Source organism: Arsukibacterium sp. UBA3155 (assembly GCA_002364615.1).
Taxonomy (GTDB): Bacteria; Pseudomonadota; Gammaproteobacteria; order Enterobacterales; family Alteromonadaceae; genus Alishewanella.
Map to the genome: position 1 here is coordinate 119,713 of DEYP01000011.1, position 18,520 is coordinate 138,232.

General features: G+C 48.3%; 14 protein-coding genes and 3 tRNA genes. 12 read left to right on the forward strand and 5 right to left on the reverse strand.

Annotated features, from left to right (window positions below; genetic code table 11):
* Nucleotides 1-157: 157 nt before the first annotated feature.
* From B2X65_RS03630 to B2X65_RS03645, 4 genes are all read right to left on the reverse strand, one after another.
* Nucleotides 158-3,232, reverse strand: coding sequence for an efflux RND transporter permease subunit (locus tag B2X65_RS03630; RefSeq protein ID WP_290610727.1), 3,075 nt, complete (start codon nt 3,230-3,232; stop codon nt 158-160).
* 2 nt (nt 3,233-3,234) lie between these two features.
* The gene (locus B2X65_RS03635; protein WP_290610728.1) at nt 3,235-4,323 is read right to left on the reverse strand and encodes an efflux RND transporter periplasmic adaptor subunit; all 1,089 of its coding nucleotides are present in this window, start codon (nt 4,321-4,323) and stop codon (nt 3,235-3,237) included.
* Nucleotides 4,324-4,418: 95 nt separating this feature from the next.
* Nucleotides 4,419-6,422 carry an excinuclease ABC subunit UvrB gene (gene uvrB, locus B2X65_RS03640; RefSeq protein ID WP_290610730.1) on the reverse strand — a complete coding sequence of 668 codons (2,004 nt, stop codon included), beginning with the start codon at nt 6,420-6,422 and terminating at the stop codon, nt 4,419-4,421.
* On the reverse strand, nt 6,419-7,777 hold the full coding sequence (locus tag B2X65_RS03645; protein ID WP_290610731.1) for an MATE family efflux transporter: 1,359 nt from the start codon (nt 7,775-7,777) through the stop codon (nt 6,419-6,421). The genes uvrB and B2X65_RS03645 overlap by 4 nt, the downstream gene beginning before the upstream one ends.
* A gap of 566 nt (nt 7,778-8,343) precedes the next feature.
* Between B2X65_RS03645 and B2X65_RS03650 the strand changes: the two genes are divergently transcribed.
* The 11 genes from B2X65_RS03650 (at nt 8,344) to nth (ending at nt 16,994) form a co-directional block, all read left to right on the forward strand.
* Nucleotides 8,344-8,420, forward strand: a tRNA-Asn gene (locus tag B2X65_RS03650).
* A 25-nt stretch (nt 8,421-8,445) separates the two neighbouring features.
* Nucleotides 8,446-8,522 (forward strand) — tRNA-Asn (locus B2X65_RS03655).
* Between the two features lie 27 nt (nt 8,523-8,549).
* A tRNA-Asn gene (locus B2X65_RS03660) sits at nt 8,550-8,626 on the forward strand.
* 148 nt (nt 8,627-8,774) lie between these two features.
* Nucleotides 8,775-10,700 (forward strand): EAL domain-containing protein, encoded by a 1,926-nt coding sequence (locus tag B2X65_RS03665; protein WP_290610732.1) that lies wholly within the window; start codon nt 8,775-8,777, stop codon nt 10,698-10,700.
* Nucleotides 10,701-10,876: 176 nt separating this feature from the next.
* Entirely contained in the window at nt 10,877-11,458 is a 582-nt protein-coding gene (gene rsxA, locus B2X65_RS03670; RefSeq protein WP_290610733.1) for an electron transport complex subunit RsxA, read from the forward strand.
* Nucleotides 11,458-12,009 (forward strand): electron transport complex subunit RsxB, encoded by a 552-nt coding sequence (gene rsxB / locus B2X65_RS03675; RefSeq protein ID WP_290610734.1) that lies wholly within the window; start codon nt 11,458-11,460, stop codon nt 12,007-12,009. The genes rsxA and rsxB overlap by 1 nt, the downstream gene beginning before the upstream one ends.
* Nucleotides 12,010-12,012: 3 nt before the next feature.
* On the forward strand, nt 12,013-13,950 hold the full coding sequence (gene rsxC, locus B2X65_RS03680; RefSeq protein WP_290610735.1) for an electron transport complex subunit RsxC: 1,938 nt from the start codon (nt 12,013-12,015) through the stop codon (nt 13,948-13,950).
* Nucleotides 13,947-15,014, forward strand: coding sequence for an electron transport complex subunit RsxD (gene rsxD, locus B2X65_RS03685; protein WP_290610737.1), 1,068 nt, complete (start codon nt 13,947-13,949; stop codon nt 15,012-15,014). Before rsxC ends, rsxD begins: the two co-directional genes overlap by 4 nt.
* Nucleotides 15,011-15,643: an electron transport complex subunit RsxG gene (gene rsxG / locus B2X65_RS03690; RefSeq protein ID WP_290610739.1), complete on the forward strand. Its 633-nt coding sequence runs from the start codon at nt 15,011-15,013 to the stop codon at nt 15,641-15,643. The genes rsxD and rsxG overlap by 4 nt, the downstream gene beginning before the upstream one ends.
* A complete protein-coding gene (locus B2X65_RS03695; protein WP_290610741.1) occupies nt 15,640-16,344 on the forward strand; it encodes an electron transport complex subunit E in 705 nt (234 codons plus the stop codon). The genes rsxG and B2X65_RS03695 overlap by 4 nt, the downstream gene beginning before the upstream one ends.
* A gap of 14 nt (nt 16,345-16,358) precedes the next feature.
* Nucleotides 16,359-16,994, forward strand: a complete 636-nt coding sequence (nth, locus tag B2X65_RS03700) for an endonuclease III (protein ID WP_290610743.1) — start codon at nt 16,359-16,361, stop codon at nt 16,992-16,994.
* 85 nt (nt 16,995-17,079) lie between these two features.
* Here the strand turns inward: nth and B2X65_RS03705 are convergent, their stop codons facing one another.
* A complete protein-coding gene (locus B2X65_RS03705; RefSeq protein WP_290610745.1) occupies nt 17,080-17,598 on the reverse strand; it encodes an Hcp family type VI secretion system effector in 519 nt (172 codons plus the stop codon).
* Between the two features lie 551 nt (nt 17,599-18,149).
* Here B2X65_RS03705 and B2X65_RS03710 point away from each other — a divergent pair.
* Nucleotides 18,150-18,512 carry a hypothetical protein gene (locus B2X65_RS03710; RefSeq protein ID WP_290610747.1) on the forward strand — a complete coding sequence of 121 codons (363 nt, stop codon included), beginning with the start codon at nt 18,150-18,152 and terminating at the stop codon, nt 18,510-18,512.
* The last annotated feature ends 8 nt before the right edge of the window (nt 18,513-18,520 follow it).

The window sequence follows — 18,520 nt, forward strand, 5'->3', positions numbered from 1 at the left end:
AACCCCACTATCCATTACAACATGCTAAATACATGAGTAATTTATTCAATAGCATTAACTGTAGCAGACATTTTCAGGTGTGTGATATCGGGTAAAATAAGCGCAATACAAGAAACAGTTGAGCCAGCAACCCACCAAGGTCGCTGGCTGAGTGTGATTATTCTGGCAGTACCGTTGTGGCTGTGGTTTTAATCGTAAACACTGTGCAATACAGCACGGGTAAAAATAGCAATGTCAGTAACGTGGCAAAGCCCAGCCCAAACATTATTACCACCGCCAGACTAGCGAAAAACACATCGCCCAGCAACGGGATCATCCCCAGAATGGTGGTAATGGCAGCCATGGCTACAGGCCTTACGCGGCTGACCGCACTGTCAAAGACAGCATCAAACGCGGCCTTACCTTCAAAGAGCTCCAGCTTAATTTGTTCGACCAGCACAATGCAGTTTTTAATCAGCATGCCGGATAAACTTAAAAAACCCAGCAAGGCAATAAAACCAAAAGGCGCACCGAGTAGCAGCAAACCAAAGCTGACGCCGATAATGGCCAGCGGCACGCAGGCCCAGATTACAAGGGCACTGCGCAGAGAATTAAACAGCAGCACAGTCACCACAAACATCATCAGATAACCGAGCGGCAGCGAACTGAATAACGCTTTCTGGGCTTTTTGTTGTGCTTCATATTCTCCGCCCCAGCTAAGAAAATAGCCGGTTGGTAGTGTAATAGCTTCGATATCTGCTTTGACTCTCTCTTGCAGGGCAGAGGCAGTGTCATCTGACAAATTGTCGTTATCCGCCATTACGGTAATCGTACGCTTACGGTCGCGACGCTGGATCTGGGCGTCTTCCCATACCAGATCGAAGCCCGTTACCACCTGGGTGATCGGCACATAACGTTGCAATTTATTGCTGTATACCTGTAAGTCGTATAAGGCATCCAGATTATCACGCTCGGCCAGAGGCGAGCGGGCAACAATAGGCAGCAAATGCGTACCATCCCGATAAATGCCAACGGTGCGCCCCGACATACTGGTCAGCAATACCTCATCAATATCCTGCTTGCTAATTCCAGCCCTGCGGGCCATGGCCTCGTTAAAGCGTGGCCGGATCACTTTTGCCCGCTCGCGCCAATTATCCCGCACGCTAACCGCCCGGCCATCGGCTTTTAAAATTGCTTTTGCCTGCTCTGCCAGATTACGTAACACGTCAGGATCGGCGCCACTGAAACGGGCTTCAATTTTTGCCGGGGTCGATGGCCCGACTTCAAGTCGCAGCAACTTATACTGCAAGCGCGGTAGTTGCTCTGTAATATAGCGCCGGGTTTGCTGCATTAACGGTGCTAGCTGCTCACGCTCATCTGCCCGGATAATTAACTGGCTGTATGCGGCAAAGTTTTTTTCCGGCTGATAGGTCAGCATAAAGCGCTCGGCCCCACGGCCACTGGTACTGGTGACATGGCTGACACCGTCCAGCGTGCTCAGGTAGTTCATCAGCTGCACCGCATCCTCACTGGCATGACGAATATCAGTGCCTTCAGGCTGCCATAAATCGACCATAAAAATGGGTGTATTAGACGGCGGGAAAAACACCTGTTTAACATTGCCAAAACCAATCACTGCTGCCACCAGTAATACCGCTGTTACAAGATAAGTAACCAGCCGGTAGCGCAAGGCTAACAATAACGTTCTGCGATAAACATTGAACACCAGCCCTTGATAAAGCGGCTCTGGTGAGTCGTTGTCGGCCTGAATTTTATCTTTAAACAGAATACTGGCAAAAAAGGGCGTTAGCGTTATTGCAGTGATCCAGCTTAATAACAACGACACCAGTAGCACCCAGAAAAGACTGCCAGCAAATTCCCCGGTCGCATCACTGGATAAACCAATTGGTGCAAACGCTGCAATGGCAATTACTGTGGCGCCAAGCAACGGCCACTGCGTTTGTTTAACAATTAAACTGGCCGCGTCAGCCAGTTTTAGCCGGCGCTGCATACCGATTAAAATACCTTCCGTAATGACAATAGCATTATCAACCAGCATCCCCAGCGCAATAATTAAGGCGCCTAGCGAGACCCGCTGCAGCTCAATATTCATTTGCTGCATAAAGATGAAGGTACCGAGCACCGTTAACAGTAAAATAACCCCGATCAGAATACCGCTGCGTAACCCCATAAATAACAGCAATACCAGAATGACAATTGCCACGGCAGCGGCCAGGTTTACAATAAAACCGCTTACCGAACTTGCCACTTCTTCTGGCTGATTATAGATAGTGTTTAAGGTTATCCCGACAGGCCTGTTGTACTCGAGCTCTGCCAGACGTTGCTTCACCTGACTGCCCGCCTCGACCACATTGACGCCGGCAGAAAATGCGATGCCAAGCGTCAGGGCGTTTTCACCGTTAAAACGAATAAGCTGCTGCGGAACTTCAGCGTTTTCCCGGTATACCCGGGCTACATCGCCCAGATAGATCAGTTCTTTTGAATCCGGGCTGGAAATGATCAGGCTTTCAAGCTCAGCCACCGATTCAAACTCACCAGTTGGATAAATTCGCAACCGATCCGGTCCGACTTTAATCGAACCGGCGTTAGCAACCATGTTCTGGCTTTGCAATAACGCTGACAGCGTTTGCGGCGCAATACCAAGCGCTGTTAATCGGGGCCGGGAAATTTCGACAATAACCTGTTCCTGCTGCACCCCGCCGACCGCCACTTTACCGACACTGGGTACCAACACCAGCTCCCGGCGCAGAAAATCAACATAGTCCCGCAGCTCATCAGCGTGGTAGCCATCGCCGCTTATTGCGTACAAAATGCCGTAAACGTCGCCGAAATCATCTTTAACCTGGGGACTTTTCACTCCTGGAGGCAGTTGCGGTTGTAAATCATTGACTTTATGTCGCAGCTCATCCCAGATCTGTTTCAGTTCTTGCGCCCGGTAGGTGTCTTTCATCTCTACCATTAATTGCGATAAGCCGGCTGATGATACCGAACTGACATGATGAACATAAGGTAGCTGCTGAATGGCATTTTCAAGCGGATAACTGACTTCTTCTTCCACCTGCACTGGCGATGCACCCGGATACTGGGTAATGATCAATGCTTGTTTTAAAGTAAATTGTGGATCTTCCAGTCGGCCCAGCCCCATATAAGACACGATGCCACCAAATAATAATATGGCAGCAAATAACCAGGACGAGGTGCGATACCGGATAAAGTAGCGGGCGATATCCATTATTACAGCCCCCGCTCACGCACCCAGGGCCTTACTTGCTGTCCCTCACTAAGATGCTGGGCACCCGCACTGACGATTTGCTCACCGACACTCAACCCAGCAGTTATTGCGGCACCGGCACTGGTTAAGCTGCTAACCGTCACCTGACGCCGCGCCACCTCACCATCAGCCGGGTTATATACCCAGACAAAACTTTGCTGGCTACTGAGGGCGGCATCATCCGGCATAAAAATAGCACTGGCCGGGATAAATAACGCATCGACATAGGCCGCATTGATTTTACTGACTTCGGCAATAACATTTGCCGTCATGCCGGATAACACATTAAATTCAGTTGGCGTGGCCATGCTGAACACCACTTTAAAGCTATTGGTAGCGGGATCAGCCCGGGTATCCCATTCCCGTATCTGCGCCCGGTAACGGTACATTGGGTGCGAATCAAAAACCACTTCCGGCTGATAGTCAAAATCTTTACGCACATTAGAAATGACATCTTCTGGCACCTGAATGACCACATCTACCTGATCCCGCACCTGCAACTCCATAATCGGTTGCTGTGCAGCGATGTTTTCATGATTTTCTACCAGCAAGCGGGAAATAATACCGGCAAAAGGTGCCTGCAGGACGGTGTAACTTAATGCCGTCTCTGCGGCAGATAAATCGGCCTGCGCCACCTGCAACTGCGCTTTAGATTCATCAAATACCGCCTGAGAGACCAGTTTCTCGGCAATAAGCTGTTCAGCCCGGGCAAACTGTGTCTGGGCAAGCTCGTAGCGGGCCCTGGCCTGATCTAATTTTAACTTAAAATCGGTATCGTCCAGCTGGGCCAGCAGTTCGCCCTGTTGCACTTTTTGGCCAGGTCTGGCCATCAATTGGACTAATTTACCACTTACCCTGAACGTTAAATTAGCCCTGACTGTAGGCTCTACTATCGCAGGAAACTGCCGCACCGCTGCGCCTGAATCACTGCCGACCTGATGTAACTTAACCGGTCGTACTAACGGCTCGGTAATTGCCGGAGCCGGCTCACTGCATCCCGCTAAGATAAACCCGGAACAGACCAGGAGTAATAATGGTGTTAAACGCTGCATAGTAAAGATCCTGAAATCTGTTAGGGCACATCTGACCAGTAACGGCTATTAAACCTTAAAATCAGCCTGCTGACAGCCATTTTTTTGGCTCTGGTTTAAATTTCCAGCAGGGCCTGCTTTAACTGATGTAATTCATCGCGCAGCGCAGCGGCCTGCTCAAACTCCAAATCTTTGGCATGTTGCATCATTCTCTGCTCAAGTTGTTTTATTTGTGCCTGTAGCTGGTAAGGCGTTTTACCTTTAATCAACTTAACCTGCTCAGCCACTTTTCGAAGCGCCGTCGGCGCCGTGGGTGCCTGGCCCAAATCCATCACATCTGAAATGCGTTTACGAATGGCTGTCGGCTCAATTCCCTGCTTAAGATTATGGGCGATTTGCTTGGCACGACGTCGCTCGGTTTCATCGATCGCCCGTTGCATCGAGCCGGTGATCCTATCGGCATATAAAATTGCTTTGCCTTTGAGATTACGCGCGGCCCGGCCCATGGTTTGAATAAGTGAACGGTCTGAGCGCAGAAAGCCCTCTTTATCGGCATCCAGAATGGCCACCAGCGACACTTCCGGAATATCCAGCCCCTCACGCAGTAAATTAATGCCGACCAGCACGTCAAAAACCCCCAGCCGTAAATCGCGAATGATCTCCATCCGCTCTACCGTATCAATATCTGAATGCAGATAACGCACCCGGATTTGATGGTCATTAAGGTATTCCGTCAGATCTTCTGCCATCTTTTTGGTTAGTGTGGTTACCAGAACCCGCTCGCCCAGTTCGGCCCGGGCCAGTGCTTCTGACATTAAATCGTCAACCTGAGTAGCGACCGGCCGTATTTCTATCACCGGGTCGACCAATCCGGTGGGCCGGACCACCTGCTCGATGACTTCACCACCGGATTTTTCCAGCTCGTATTTTGCCGGGGTAGCGGATACATAAATGCGCTGCGGCGCAATAGCTTCAAATTCTTCAAACTTCAACGGTCGGTTATCCAGCGCCGAGGGTAACCTGAAACCATAATTAACCAGGTTTTCTTTACGCGACCGATCCCCTTTATACATGGCGCCAATTTGTGACACTGTAACGTGCGACTCATCTATAAACATCAGGCCGTCAGCGGGAAAGTACTCCAGCAAGGTTGGCGGTGGTTCGCCATTGCCCCGGCCCGATAAATAACGGGAATAGTTTTCAATACCCGAGCAATAGCCGAGCTCGACCATCATTTCAATATCAAACTGGGTACGCTGAGCAATTCGCTGCTCTTCCAGCAATTTATTGTTGCTAAGTAGATCGGCCCGGCGCGAAGCCAGCTCAGTTTTAATATTTTCTACCGCAGCCAGAATTTTTTCCCGTGGCGTGACATAGTGGGTTTTCGGATAAACGGTATAGCGGGTGACCACCTGCTCTACCGCGCCGGTTAACGGGTCAAATACGCTGATCCGTTCAATTTCCTCATCAAACAGCTCAACCCGTACCGCCATTTCATCAGACTCTGCCGGAAAAATATCAATCACATCGCCTCTGACACGGTAGGTAGCGCGTTGAAACTCAATATCGTTGCGGCTGTATTGCAATTCAGCCAGCCGGCGCAGAATAAAACGCTGGTCGACGATGTCGCCCACTTTTAAATGCAGCAACATTTTCATGTACGATTCGGGATCGCCCAGACCATAAATTGCTGACACTGAGGCGATAATCACCACATCACGGCGTTCCATCAGCGCTTTGGTGGCCGATAGGCGCATTTGTTCAATATGTTCGTTAATCGACGCGTCTTTCTCAATAAAGGTGTCGGTTGAGGGAACATAGGCTTCAGGTTGATAGTAGTCGTAATATGATACGAAATACTCTACCGAATTATTAGGGAAAAACTCTTTCATCTCGCCATATAACTGGGCGGCAAGGGTTTTGTTGTGTGCCATTATCAGGGTGGGTCGATTCACCCGGGCAATGACATTGGCCATGGTAAAAGTTTTACCTGAGCCGGTTACCCCAAGCAAGGTCTGATGAGCCAGTCCGGCTTCCAGTCCGTCAACCAGCTTAACAATCGCTTCAGGCTGATCGCCCGCTGGCTGATAATCAGACACCAATTCAAATGCTCGGGTCATGCAGACTCCTTTAATTTAAATAAACTGACCCGGTTAAACCAGGTGTAGGCAATGGCTGCGGTAAAAACATTGGCAACAACACAACCGGCAAACACGCCGACCACACCAAATACCTTACCGCCGGCCCAGGCCAGTGGCACATAAAAAATAAATAGGCGGATTAAACTAAGCCATAGTGCATTAACCGGCAAATGCAGGGCATTAAAAGAAGAGTTAGTCAGAATGGTGATGCCCTGTAACCCATAAGCCAATGGCACTATCCATAAAAACCAGCGAATATAGCGAGCCACGTCTGCATCGTCAGTAAACATCGCGGCAATAGGCCAGGCCAGCAGCGCCAGCAACACATACACCGCGAATTGCCAGCGAAGAATAAAAAATGTGCTTAGCTGATATGCCTGCTGCACACGCTGTAACTTATCGGCACCAAAGTTTTGACTAATAAAAGGCGGTAAAGTCATCGACAGGGCCAGCACCACTAATGACGCCAGGCTTTCCAGCCTGATGCCAACCCCGAACGCAGCAACGGCAGCCGCGCCGTAACTTGCCATAATCGCGGTTAAAATAGCCATTGCCAGCGGCGTTAGCATATTGGCCCCTGCTGCTGGCATGCCAATTCTGAGGATCTTACGATAGATGGGAATGGCTAAGGCAAACGGTTGCCAAAGTGCAACCAACAGGCCGCGTTTAAACAACAGCCAGATAATGAGGCCGCAGCCCAGTGCCCATGACATTACTGACGCTAACGCTGCGCCTTGCATGCCCATGGCCGGGACAGGGCCGATGCCAAAAATAAAAATCGGGTCCAGTATGGCATTAACCACGCCGCCGCTGGCCATAATTAAGCTCGGTGTTTTGGTATCACCCGATGCCCGTAAGACCGCATTACCCACCATGGGCATCACCAGTAATACTGCACCGGCAAACCAGATCAGCATATAATCCTGAATATAACCTAAGGTGTTCTGTTCAGCGCCTAGCAAGCTGAATAAGGGGTTAATCAGTGCCATACCCAGCAAACTGAGTGCCAATACTAAGTAGGTGGCAAGCCACAAGGCAGCCAGTGAGTCAGCTTGTGCTTCTTTGTTGTGGCCGGCACCCAGAGCTTTGGCAATAATAGCGGAAGTGCCGATGCTAAGACCAATAGCCAGGCTTATCACCGTGAACGTTACCGGAAAGGTAAAACTAATTGCGGCAAGCGGTGTGGTGCCCAACATACTGATAAAAAAAGTATCGACCAGATTAAAGGTCATCAGGGTTAACATGCCCGCAAGGACCGGCATCGTCATCTTTCGCAGTGTCGTCCCGATATTGCCCTGTAATATCTGATTGGCTGGCGGCGCCTGGTTACTCATACATCCGGCCTGCTGGAAAATAAGTCGCTATTGTAGTGAAAAGCACCGCCCCATACCATGGTAAACCCTTAAAAAGCGTGGCATTAGTATAAATACCGCCCGGTAAACACTGCTATGCGACAAATAGTTCACAATTCGCGCCCTGCTTAATTTATGCCACTTTGGATAATTTAACGGGAAATGCCCGGCCACAGCTAGATTCTCATCTTATTGTTTTATATAGACATTATTTTTTTCACTTTGCAGCTTGACCGCCTTGGAAGGCCTACAAAATAAGGCTTAATCACGCTAAATACAGAGTAACGCACAGACTTATCCACAACTTCTGTGGGTAACTTTAATAAAGCCCGTATTCATCAGCTCTGGCAGCGATTGCGGTACGATTATTTCTTTTCGGTCTGCTAATCTGTCTGCTAAAAAAATGCTTGCATGCTGACTTGCCACCTTCCAAAAAAACGCCATTTGCTTAAACAATACGCAAGTAAACCAGACTAAGGCAAATCTGCGCAGCAAAGTGTTGACAGTACCCGGAGCTGGCATTAGTATTGCGCCCCGTTGAATGCTGTTCCCCAATAGCTCAGCTGGTTAGAGCGGCGGACTGTTAATCCGTAGGTCGTTGGTTCGAGTCCAACTTGGGGAGCCAATAGCATCAACAACCGTTACACTTTTCCCCAATAGCTCAGCTGGTTAGAGCGGCGGACTGTTAATCCGTAGGTCGTTGGTTCGAGTCCAACTTGGGGAGCCAATCGCTAAAATTTTTTATCGTTACACTTCCCCAATAGCTCAGCTGGTTAGAGCGGCGGACTGTTAATCCGTAGGTCGTTGGTTCGAGTCCAACTTGGGGAGCCACTACACTCATTTCAGCTGTTTTTCCTGCTATCTGTCGTTATTTATTCCTTTCTAGGTATTTTTTTGATTTAATTAGCTTTCTATTCTTTTTAGCTACACTATATTAAGCGTTAGACAAGGAAGCAATTATGTTTGGTGGTCAGGGCTTATGAAGATATTTAAAACCTTATTAGTGGCACAGTTATTAACAGCAATATTGCTCGCTGCGCTATCTGTTACAGCACTTGTGGTATACACCCAGCAGCTGATTGAAATACGTGAACGGAATGCACGTAATACCATAGAACAAATTTTAACTCATCACCTCTCTGGTGATGCTAAAGTACTGAGCAGACAGTTAGACCGGAGCTTTGAATTGCTAAGCCTGCGGATCAGCCAGCTTGACGGCACCGTATTGCATGAGCAAAACAATGCGCGACGCCCTGCCACTGTGGCAATGTGGGCGCTGCAAACTGCGGGCAGTCAGTTCAGACCGGTGTTAGTGCGCAGCGAAGAGCACGATATTCAGGTAAATTACCAGCTGAACCATCAACCCTTGTTGGCCCCGTTACAAAAGCTTGGCTTTGTACTATTGCTGGCCCCCTTTATTATTTGCTGGCTTACGATATTCCTGACGAAAAGCAGCATCAACCGCAGTTACCGCAAAACATCGCGGGAGGTTAATCAGCTTATTGACGGCTTTATTGAAAATCCGCAAAAAGCAGAACCCAACTGGAATAAAATTCCACCAGAATTTTCAGATATTAACGTCGCATTGCAAAAGCTGGCTAATTACAGCAAAAAGCAATACAGCGAAATGACCAACGCCGCGTATGAGATAGCCGAAGAAGCGTACAAAGATCCGGTAACCGAGTTACCCAACCGCAATCGTTTTGTACAATATTATGAAGATCACTGTAAAGTCTCCAAAGATACCGACTTTGGCGTATTTGCCATTACCCGCTGCACTGAATTACAGAGTCTGAATCAAACCCGCGGTTATCAGGAAGGCGATCAGTACATTAAAGATGTCGCCAATATTGTGCGCAAAGTTGCCGATGCCTATAAAGATGCCCGTTTGTTCCGGTTAAACAGTTCAGATTTCGGTATTTTGCTGCCACGGATCACACCCAAAGAGGCCGAAAACTTTGCCCTGCAACTGCAAAGCCGCTTTAACGAATACCAGAAAAACGCAGAGCTTGATTCTATCGCTTATACCGGACTGGTGACTTATGAAAGTGGTAAAGCCTTAGGCGAGTTGCTGGCAGTTGCTGATACGTCAATTAGTCTGGCACAAACTAAACAAACGAACGCCTGGCACTTACAAAAAGATTCTGCCGGGCTGGAAATGGCCAGCAGCGGCTACGGCAATCAAAACTGGCGTAATGTTATTGAAGATGTGTTAAACAACAACCGCATAGCATTACTTGCCCAGCTGATCCAACCGTCAAACCGCTCGGCAAAGGCGTACTCTGAAATCCTGGTCCGTTTTAAAACCCAGGAAAATCAGGTATTACCAACCGCTTCATTTTTAGCCATGGCGGAAAAGCTGGATAAAATTATTGCTGTAGACCGGCTGATTATTGAAACGGCCCTGACCACCATTAAGAATCGCAACTTACAGGATCAGTATTTTGGATTGAACCTGTCACCACGATGTGTACATGATGATCAATTTGTTATCTGGCTGGAACGTCGCTTATTAAAAGATGCCCACATTGCCGCCAAGCTTATTTTTGAAGTATCAGAATTTGGCTTGCAGCAAAATCTGAAAACCAGCAAGCGCTTTATCGATATGATTCACCGTGCAGGTGCCCGGATTACGGTCGAGAAGTTTGGGGTAGGTATTACCTCGTTTAAGTTCTTCCGTGATTTAAAACCTGACTTCGTCAAAATGGATGGCAGTTATACCCGTCATATTGATGAAGATAAAAACAATCAATACTTTATGCGCCTGATGATTGACCTGGCTCATCGGATTGGCGTAGGCGTATTTGCGGAAAGTGTCGAGACTCAGGAAGAAAAACACATGCTGGAATCCTTATTTATTGATGGCAACCAGGGTTACTATGTAGGAAAACCCGCGCCAATTTAAGATCCGTCGTCAACTGGCAGTTAGTCAGGCGCAATAAGTCTGTCTAACTGCCAGTAAAACCTGACAGCGAGGTTAAACAGCGCAATACCCCTACTGTTTGTTAGGTTGTAACCACTATGACATCATTGCATAATACTCCCCTGTTAACTGTTTAAGCCCTGTACCTAAGCCCGACTATGACCGAATTTTTGTTACTACTAATCAGTACGGTGTTAGTAAATAACTTCGTGTTAGTGAAGTTTCTTGGCCTGTGCCCGTTTATGGGCGTATCTTCGAAGCTGGAAACGGCTATTGGTATGGCGCTGGCAACAACCTTTGTACTGACTCTGGCGTCTATTTGTAGTTATCTGGTGGACAGTTTTCTATTAGCGCCCTTTGACCTGCTTTATTTACGTACGTTAAGTTTTATTCTGGTCATTGCGGTTGTGGTGCAGTTCACAGAAATGGTGGTGCATAAAACCAGCCCTACCCTGTACCGTCTGCTGGGCATTTTTTTACCCCTGATCACCACCAATTGCGCCGTGCTCGGCGTCGCCTTATTAAATGTGAATGAGCGGCATAACTTTATAAACTCGGTTGTTTATGGTTTTGGTGCTGCTGCGGGCTTTTCCCTGGTATTAATCTTGTTTGCTGCAATGCGCGAACGGCTTGCGGCTGCTGATGTTCCTGTGCCTTTTCGGGGCGCGGCGATTGCGATGATCACCGCCGGCTTAATGTCGCTGGCCTTTATGGGGTTCACCGGCCTGGTGAAAGTCTGATGAGTTTATTAACCGCATTGCTGATTTTAGGTGGATTAGCCCTGATTTTTGGTGGGGTGTTGGGCTTCGCCGCCGTTCGCTTTAAAGTCCAGAGTGACCCGTTGGTAGAACAAATTGATGATATTTTGCCACAAACGCAGTGTGGCCAATGTGGCTATCCGGGGTGCCGGCCTTATGCAGAAGCCATAGCCAACGGCGACGAAATTAATAAGTGCCCGCCAGGCGGCGACAGCACCATTCGCAAACTGGCCGATTTAATGGGTGTTGACGCGAAACCGCTAAATGCAGCCCAGACCGTTGCCATTAAACGAGTAGCTTACATCCGGGAGGATGAATGTATTGGCTGTACCAAATGCATTCAGGCCTGTCCGGTTGACGCTATTGTCGGTGCCTCAAAACTCATGCATACCGTTATCGCAGATGAATGTACGGGCTGTGATTTATGTGTTGAACCTTGCCCGGTGGACTGTATCGATATGTTACCCGTAACACCCACCCCAGAGCGTTGGAAATGGGATCTCAACGCTATTCCGATAATTCAGGTGGAGTAACAGGTGTCGAGTTTATATCAGCAAATTCAAGCCGGGAAATTATGGGACTTTCATGGTGGTGTTCATCCACCAACCCGCAAGGCCCAGACCGCCCAGAAGCCAATCGCCGTAATGCCATTACCCGATCGGCTGTACATTACCCTGCGCCAGCACATTGGCGTCGCCGGTAATGTGTTGGTCAGTGTTGGCCAGCGCGTATTAAAAGGCCAGGCCTTGACCAGTGCCGATAATTCGATGGCAGTTCCGGTGCATGCGCCGACGTCCGGCACCATCCTTGCTATTGGCGAGCATACCAGTGCTCACCCGTCTGCATTACCTGAAAACACCATCACCCTGATGCCCGATGGGCTGGAGGAGTGGCGGGAACAATATCCGCTGAGCCTTGCGACCAGCGACAGTAGTAGTTTACTGGAACGGATCCAACAAAGCGGCATAGCCGGAATGGGCGGCGCGGGTTTTCCTGCTCATTTAAAAGCAGGTTTAACTCAGCCGGTCGATTACCTTATTATTAATGCCGTTGAGTGTGAGCCCTATATCAGCGCTGACGATGCATTAATACAGGAAGGTGCCATTACCATTGTCAAAGGTATTGATATCTTATGTAAGTTATTAAGCCCAAAGGCAGTACTTATTGGTATTGAAGACGATAAGCCCGTTGCCAGTAACGCATTAAAAGCAGCCTGTAGCCAGCGTGAGCACTACTATGTTCGGGATATCCCGACAAAATATCCGTCAGGCGGCGAAAAGCAACTTATCCAGCTGTTAACCAATAAAGAGGTCCCTGCCGGTCGCCGGCCAATCGACATTGGTATCGTGATGCTGAACGTCGGTACCGCCTTTGCCATCGCCCAGGCCGTACTAGACGACCATCCGTTGTTATCACGGGTGGTCACGGTCACCGGTGAAACCCTGAGCCAACCGCAAAATGTGCTGGCCTTAATTGGTACACCGGTTAGCGACTTGCTTAGCTTTTGTGGCTATCAGCAGCAACACCAGTACAAAGTCATTATGGGAGGCCCCATGATGGGATTTACCCTACCCGATCTGGCCGTACCAATAACAAAAACCACGAACTGTATATTGGCACCGAGTCAGCATGAATTACCGCCGGCAGCAAAAGAGCAAGACTGCATTCGATGTAGTGCCTGTGCCGATGTCTGTCCGGCCAGTTTATTACCGCAACAGTTGCTGTGGTACAGCAAAGCGAAAGACCCGGCAAAACTGGATGAGTACAACTTATTTGACTGCATCGAATGCGGTGCCTGTGCTTATGTCTGCCCCAGTGAAATCCCGTTGGTACAATATTACCGGGTAGCGAAAGCAGAGATCCGTGAGCAACAACGCGAATCGGTGAAAGCCGAACAGGCTAAAGCCCGCTTTGAGGCACGCAATGCCAGACTGGAGCGGGAAAAACAGCAACGTATGGCCCGTAACCAACGATTAGCCCAAGCCAGGGAACAAGCACAGCAAAGTGGTGGCAACAATAATGCGGTGGCAGACGCCCTTGCGCGGATAAAAGCCAAACAAAACGAACAAAGCGCTGTACCAGCAGATCGCGAGCAGCTACTGGCCGAGCGGGAAGCAAAAAAACAGCAGGCCCGGGCTTATCAGGCAGAGAAGGCACAAAGCAAGACACACATTGCGTCTGAGCCTGCGCCGTTAGAGCAGCACGATGCGAGCCAGCAGAACCCGGCAGCAGATGAGCCGGCAAACGCCAAAAGTGCCGCTGTCGCCGCAGCCATTGCCAGGGCCAAAGCGCGTAAAGCCGCCCAAACTCAGGCTGAGCAGCAGGACAAAGTGGCTGAAGCAGAACAAACAAAACAACCTGAAGCAACAGAGCCGGCGACAGCGCAGGCAACGACCGATCCGCGTAAAGCTGCTATAGCTGCAGCGATTGCCCGGGCTAAAGCCAAAAAACAAGCAGATAGCGAAAACCCATGAGTTTTAAAATTACCAGCTCGCCACATAACAGGATCAGCCGCAGTACTTCTGAAATCATGCTGTTGGTGGTGGTAGCCTGCATTCCAGGTATTGTGGTTCAGGCCTTGTTGTTTGGCTACGGAGTGCTGGTGCAATTGCTGCTGGCTATCGTTACTGCCTGGCTGGCTGAAGCTTTGGTGATGCAGTTACGACGCAAACCTTCGTTGCCAAGGCTTAAGGATAACAGCGCACTGCTGACTGCCGTGCTGCTGGCCATTGCCATACCACCCTATGCACCCTGGTGGCTGATTGTCATCGGCACTTTTTTTGCCATTGTCATTGTTAAGCAACTTTACGGTGGCCTTGGAAATAATCTGTTTAACCCGGCAATGGCCGCATACGTCATGCTGTTAATTGCCTATCCATTACAAATGACCCAGTGGTTGCCAAGCATCAGTTTGCAACCAGAATCGTTAAACCTGTTAGATGCGGTTTGTGCGGTCATGACGCAGTACAGTTGCAGTGGCTTTAGCATCAGTCAGCTACAAACCGGCATAGACGGCATTTCCATGGCAACACCGCTCGATACCATCCGTACTGATCTGGCTTCAGGCAAAACCTTAACCGAAAGTCTTGAGCAACCGGTATTCTATGGCATTGCCGGTGCTGGCTGGCTATGGGTAAACCTGGCCTATCTTGCCGGCGGTTTAGCGCTGATAAAACTACGAGTGATTGGCTGGCGAATTCCGGTTGCGGTGTTAGGCAGTTTGTTTGCTTTGAGCCTGCTAAGCTGGCTGGCAGCAGCCGATACCAATCCAAGCCCGCTGTTTCAACTGTTTTCTGGCGCAACCATGTTAGCAGCATTTTTTATTGCCACCGATCCGGTCTCGGCATCGACGACCAATAAAGGACGAATCCTGTACGGTGTTTTTATTGGCTTGATGATATTTATTATTCGTAAATACGGTGGTTACCCGGATGGCGTGGCCTTTGCCGTGCTGTTGGCAAATATGGCAGTACCCTTGATAGATTACTATACCCGTCCCCGCACTTATGGCCATAAAACCAGAGGAGCCGGTAAATGATCCAGCCTATATCAAAAAATGCGTTACTACTGGCCCTGGTAGCATTGGTCTGTGTTGCCATTCTGGGTTTGGTAAACCAGCTGACCCAACCGAAAATTGCCGAGCAACAATTGGCCAACAAATTGGCTATTTTAAATGATGTTTTGCCCCAAAGTAGCGCTAATGCGGCGTTGCTGGCTGATTGTATTCTGGTGACTAACCCGCCGTTATTAGGCCGCCCTACAGCACAGTCGGTATACCGTTTGCGAGGTAATGACAGTGTTAATGCTTTTGTCATTGAAACTACCGCGCCAGACGGTTACAGCGGTAATATTGATTTAATTGTGGCAATACAGCCCGACGGCACGGTGCTGGGTAGCCGGGTACTGAACCATCAGGAGACGCCGGGGCTTGGCGATAAAATTGAGCGGCGCCGCTCATCCTGGATTGAAAGTTTCAACGGTAAACAGGTCACCAGCGAGAATGAGTCTGCCTGGGCGGTAAAAAAAGACGGCGGTCAGTTTGACCAGTTCACTGGTGCTACTATTACACCACGTGCTGTGGTTGATGCCATTTATAAGGCCGGATTGCTGGTACGACAACATCCCGAACTTGCCAGCAGACCAGCAAATTGCGGAGCAAACCAATGAGTGATAACCCAAACAGTATCCGGGAGTTGACGGTACAAGGGCTATGGCGAAACAACCCTGGTCTGGTGCAACTGCTCGGTTTATGCCCGCTATTGGCCGTGACCGGCACGGTGACTAATGCGCTGGGCCTCGGCTTTGCCACTTTGCTGGTACTGCTTGGCTCTAACATAGTGGTGTCGCTGGTGCGAAATGTGGTGCCTTCCGAAATCCGGATCCCGGTGTTTGTACTAATTATTGCCAGTTTCGTCACCGTCATTCAGCTACTGATGAACGCCTATACCTTTGGCTTATACCAGTCATTGGGTATTTTTATACCGCTTATTGTGACCAACTGCGCCATTATCGGCCGGGCTGAAGCCTTTGCTTCCAAGAATGCCGTTCTGCCTGCCGCTATTGATGCACTAATGATGGGCCTGGGTTTTATGCTGGTGCTGGTGGTATTAGGCGCCATGCGGGAAATACTGGGTCAGGGTACCTTATTTGATGGTGCCGATTTACTGCTGGGCGACTGGGCTGCCAGCCTTCGCATCGAATTATTTGCGCTTGATACTCAGTTTCTACTGGCTTTGCTGCCGCCGGGTGCCTTTATCGGTATGGGATTGTTAATTGCGCTGAAAAATCTGATTGATGCTAAATTACAACAACGCCAGAGTCAGGCCGTGGGTATTACCCGGGCCCGGGTAACCGGTGCGGCGCAGTAAAAAGGTCTGGTATTGTGAATAAACAAAAAAGAATTGAAATACTCAGCCGGCTGCGGGCCGCCAACCCAAACCCGACCACTGAACTGGAATACAGCTCTCCGTTTGAGTTACTGATTGCCGTGCTGCTGTCAGCACAGGCTACCGATGTTGGGGTTAATAAAGCCACTAAACACTTTTTCCCGGTTGCCCGTACGCCGCAGCAAATGCTGGATTTAGGCGTTGACGGGGTTAAGCACTACATTAAAACCATCGGCTTATTTAACACCAAAGCCGAAAATGTGATTAAAACCTGCCGTATTTTAGTCGAGAAACACGGTGGTATCGTGCCAGAAAACCGCGAAGCGTTAGAAGCCCTGCCCGGGGTTGGCCGCAAAACCGCCAATGTGGTACTTAATACCGCCTTTGGCTGGCCCACCATAGCGGTAGATACCCATATTTTTCGCGTTTCAAACCGCACCAAACTTGCTATGGGTAAAAATGTCGACGAAGTAGAACACAAACTGCTTAAAGTAGTGCCAGCTGAATTTAAACTCGACGTACACCACTGGCTTATTCTGCACGGCCGCTACACCTGTGTTGCCCGTAAGCCACGTTGTGGTTCATGTATTATTGAAGACTTATGTGAGTTTAAAGACAAGACAGAATATTAACAGAAATAATGGGGTTAACATTAAATAAAAAAACGCAAATCAATTTGCGCTTTTTAACAGTACTCTATTTACATATAGCTGTGAGTTAACACCCGCCAATAGTTGCAGAAATCGGGGTGCCTGCGCCGGTCCCTGTTATTGGCGTGTAAGTATAGGTCGCATCACTGAAGCTGAATGATACATTTTCAGTTAAACGATTTTCGCCACCTGAACCACCAGTCGATAAGCTGGTAATTCTTATATTATTGAAATCGATGACAATATACTCTATCGACTGCCCTGTTGCAGTATTTGTTCTAACCGCCAACTGACCAGTCGCATACTCTGTTCCGTTTAGCTGCCCCATCAGTAAGACTGGTGAAGCAGAATCAACATACTTAGTAATTGATACGTCTTGAATATTGCAAGATACACCGCCTTTTCCCTTTACATCCGATGAGGCCCCCCAAGACCATGCAAGTACTACGATGTTATCAGGACGAAGTGCGTCTTGTGAGTCACCTTCTATTCCTTCTATCTTCAGGAACATATCGACAGCCGCTGCAGAGCTGATGGCAAAGACACTGAGCAAAACAAGTGTCAGGCTTAATATTACTTTTTTCATAGCAGATCCTTTGTGAAAAAGTTTTTGTGAGTTGGAAATACAGTAATGATGAAAGATTATTCTTAATCTCTGTTTACCAAAACGGTATCAACTGAGAGCCTGTTAAATGCATATAAGACGTCATATTTAACAATTTCTTATATTCAGTATAGACACCACTTTACGAGGGTCAAGGTAGTGAAATGGCCAGGCAAAGAGCACAACGGCAATTGTTTATCTAATCAAAAAGCTTTGGCTTATATCTCAACACCACTCTGATATTCTGAATTCTAAAGTCCTGCTTGTCATTAATAAGCGAAGTCGTTCACATCAAAGCTGCTCCAAAGATCGGTTTATCTGAGTTAGCTGACGTTCGAAGCATTGAGCAATAATAATAAATGGATTCGCCTCCTAAATTGATATTTTGCGTTCCTGTGCTATAACTAAAAAGTTTATTTTTTGATTGTTGCTTATATGAAGTACATGAAGTACATGAAGCACATGAAGTTCAAAAATAAAGGTATCTGATACATTTAACAGATATTGGTTTAACCAACTAAAGGAATAGCATTATGTTTAATTCAATCAAAAAGCTAATGATGACGCTCACATTCGTTTCGATATCATCAATAGCCCTAGCTCAACCGGCCGAAGTTGTAAGTTTTCAAGCTTTATCTTCCTGTATGGATGAAGATGGCGTATTTTTACTTACCACAACAGAAAGACACATGGTTATTACGCAAAGTGCACAAGGTACTATCAACCTTGTTGCTAAGGGTGAGTGTCCTACTAGCTCTAATAGAGCGGTCAAATTTGACAATTACGATTTCAATGTTTCCTGCAATGGGGGCGTCGCAGGTCTGCTACCTTACTGGAAGTATCATATGCGTCCCGACGGTAAGTACACATTGAAGTGTTCTGTAGTGGTCAAGTAAAATTGGCC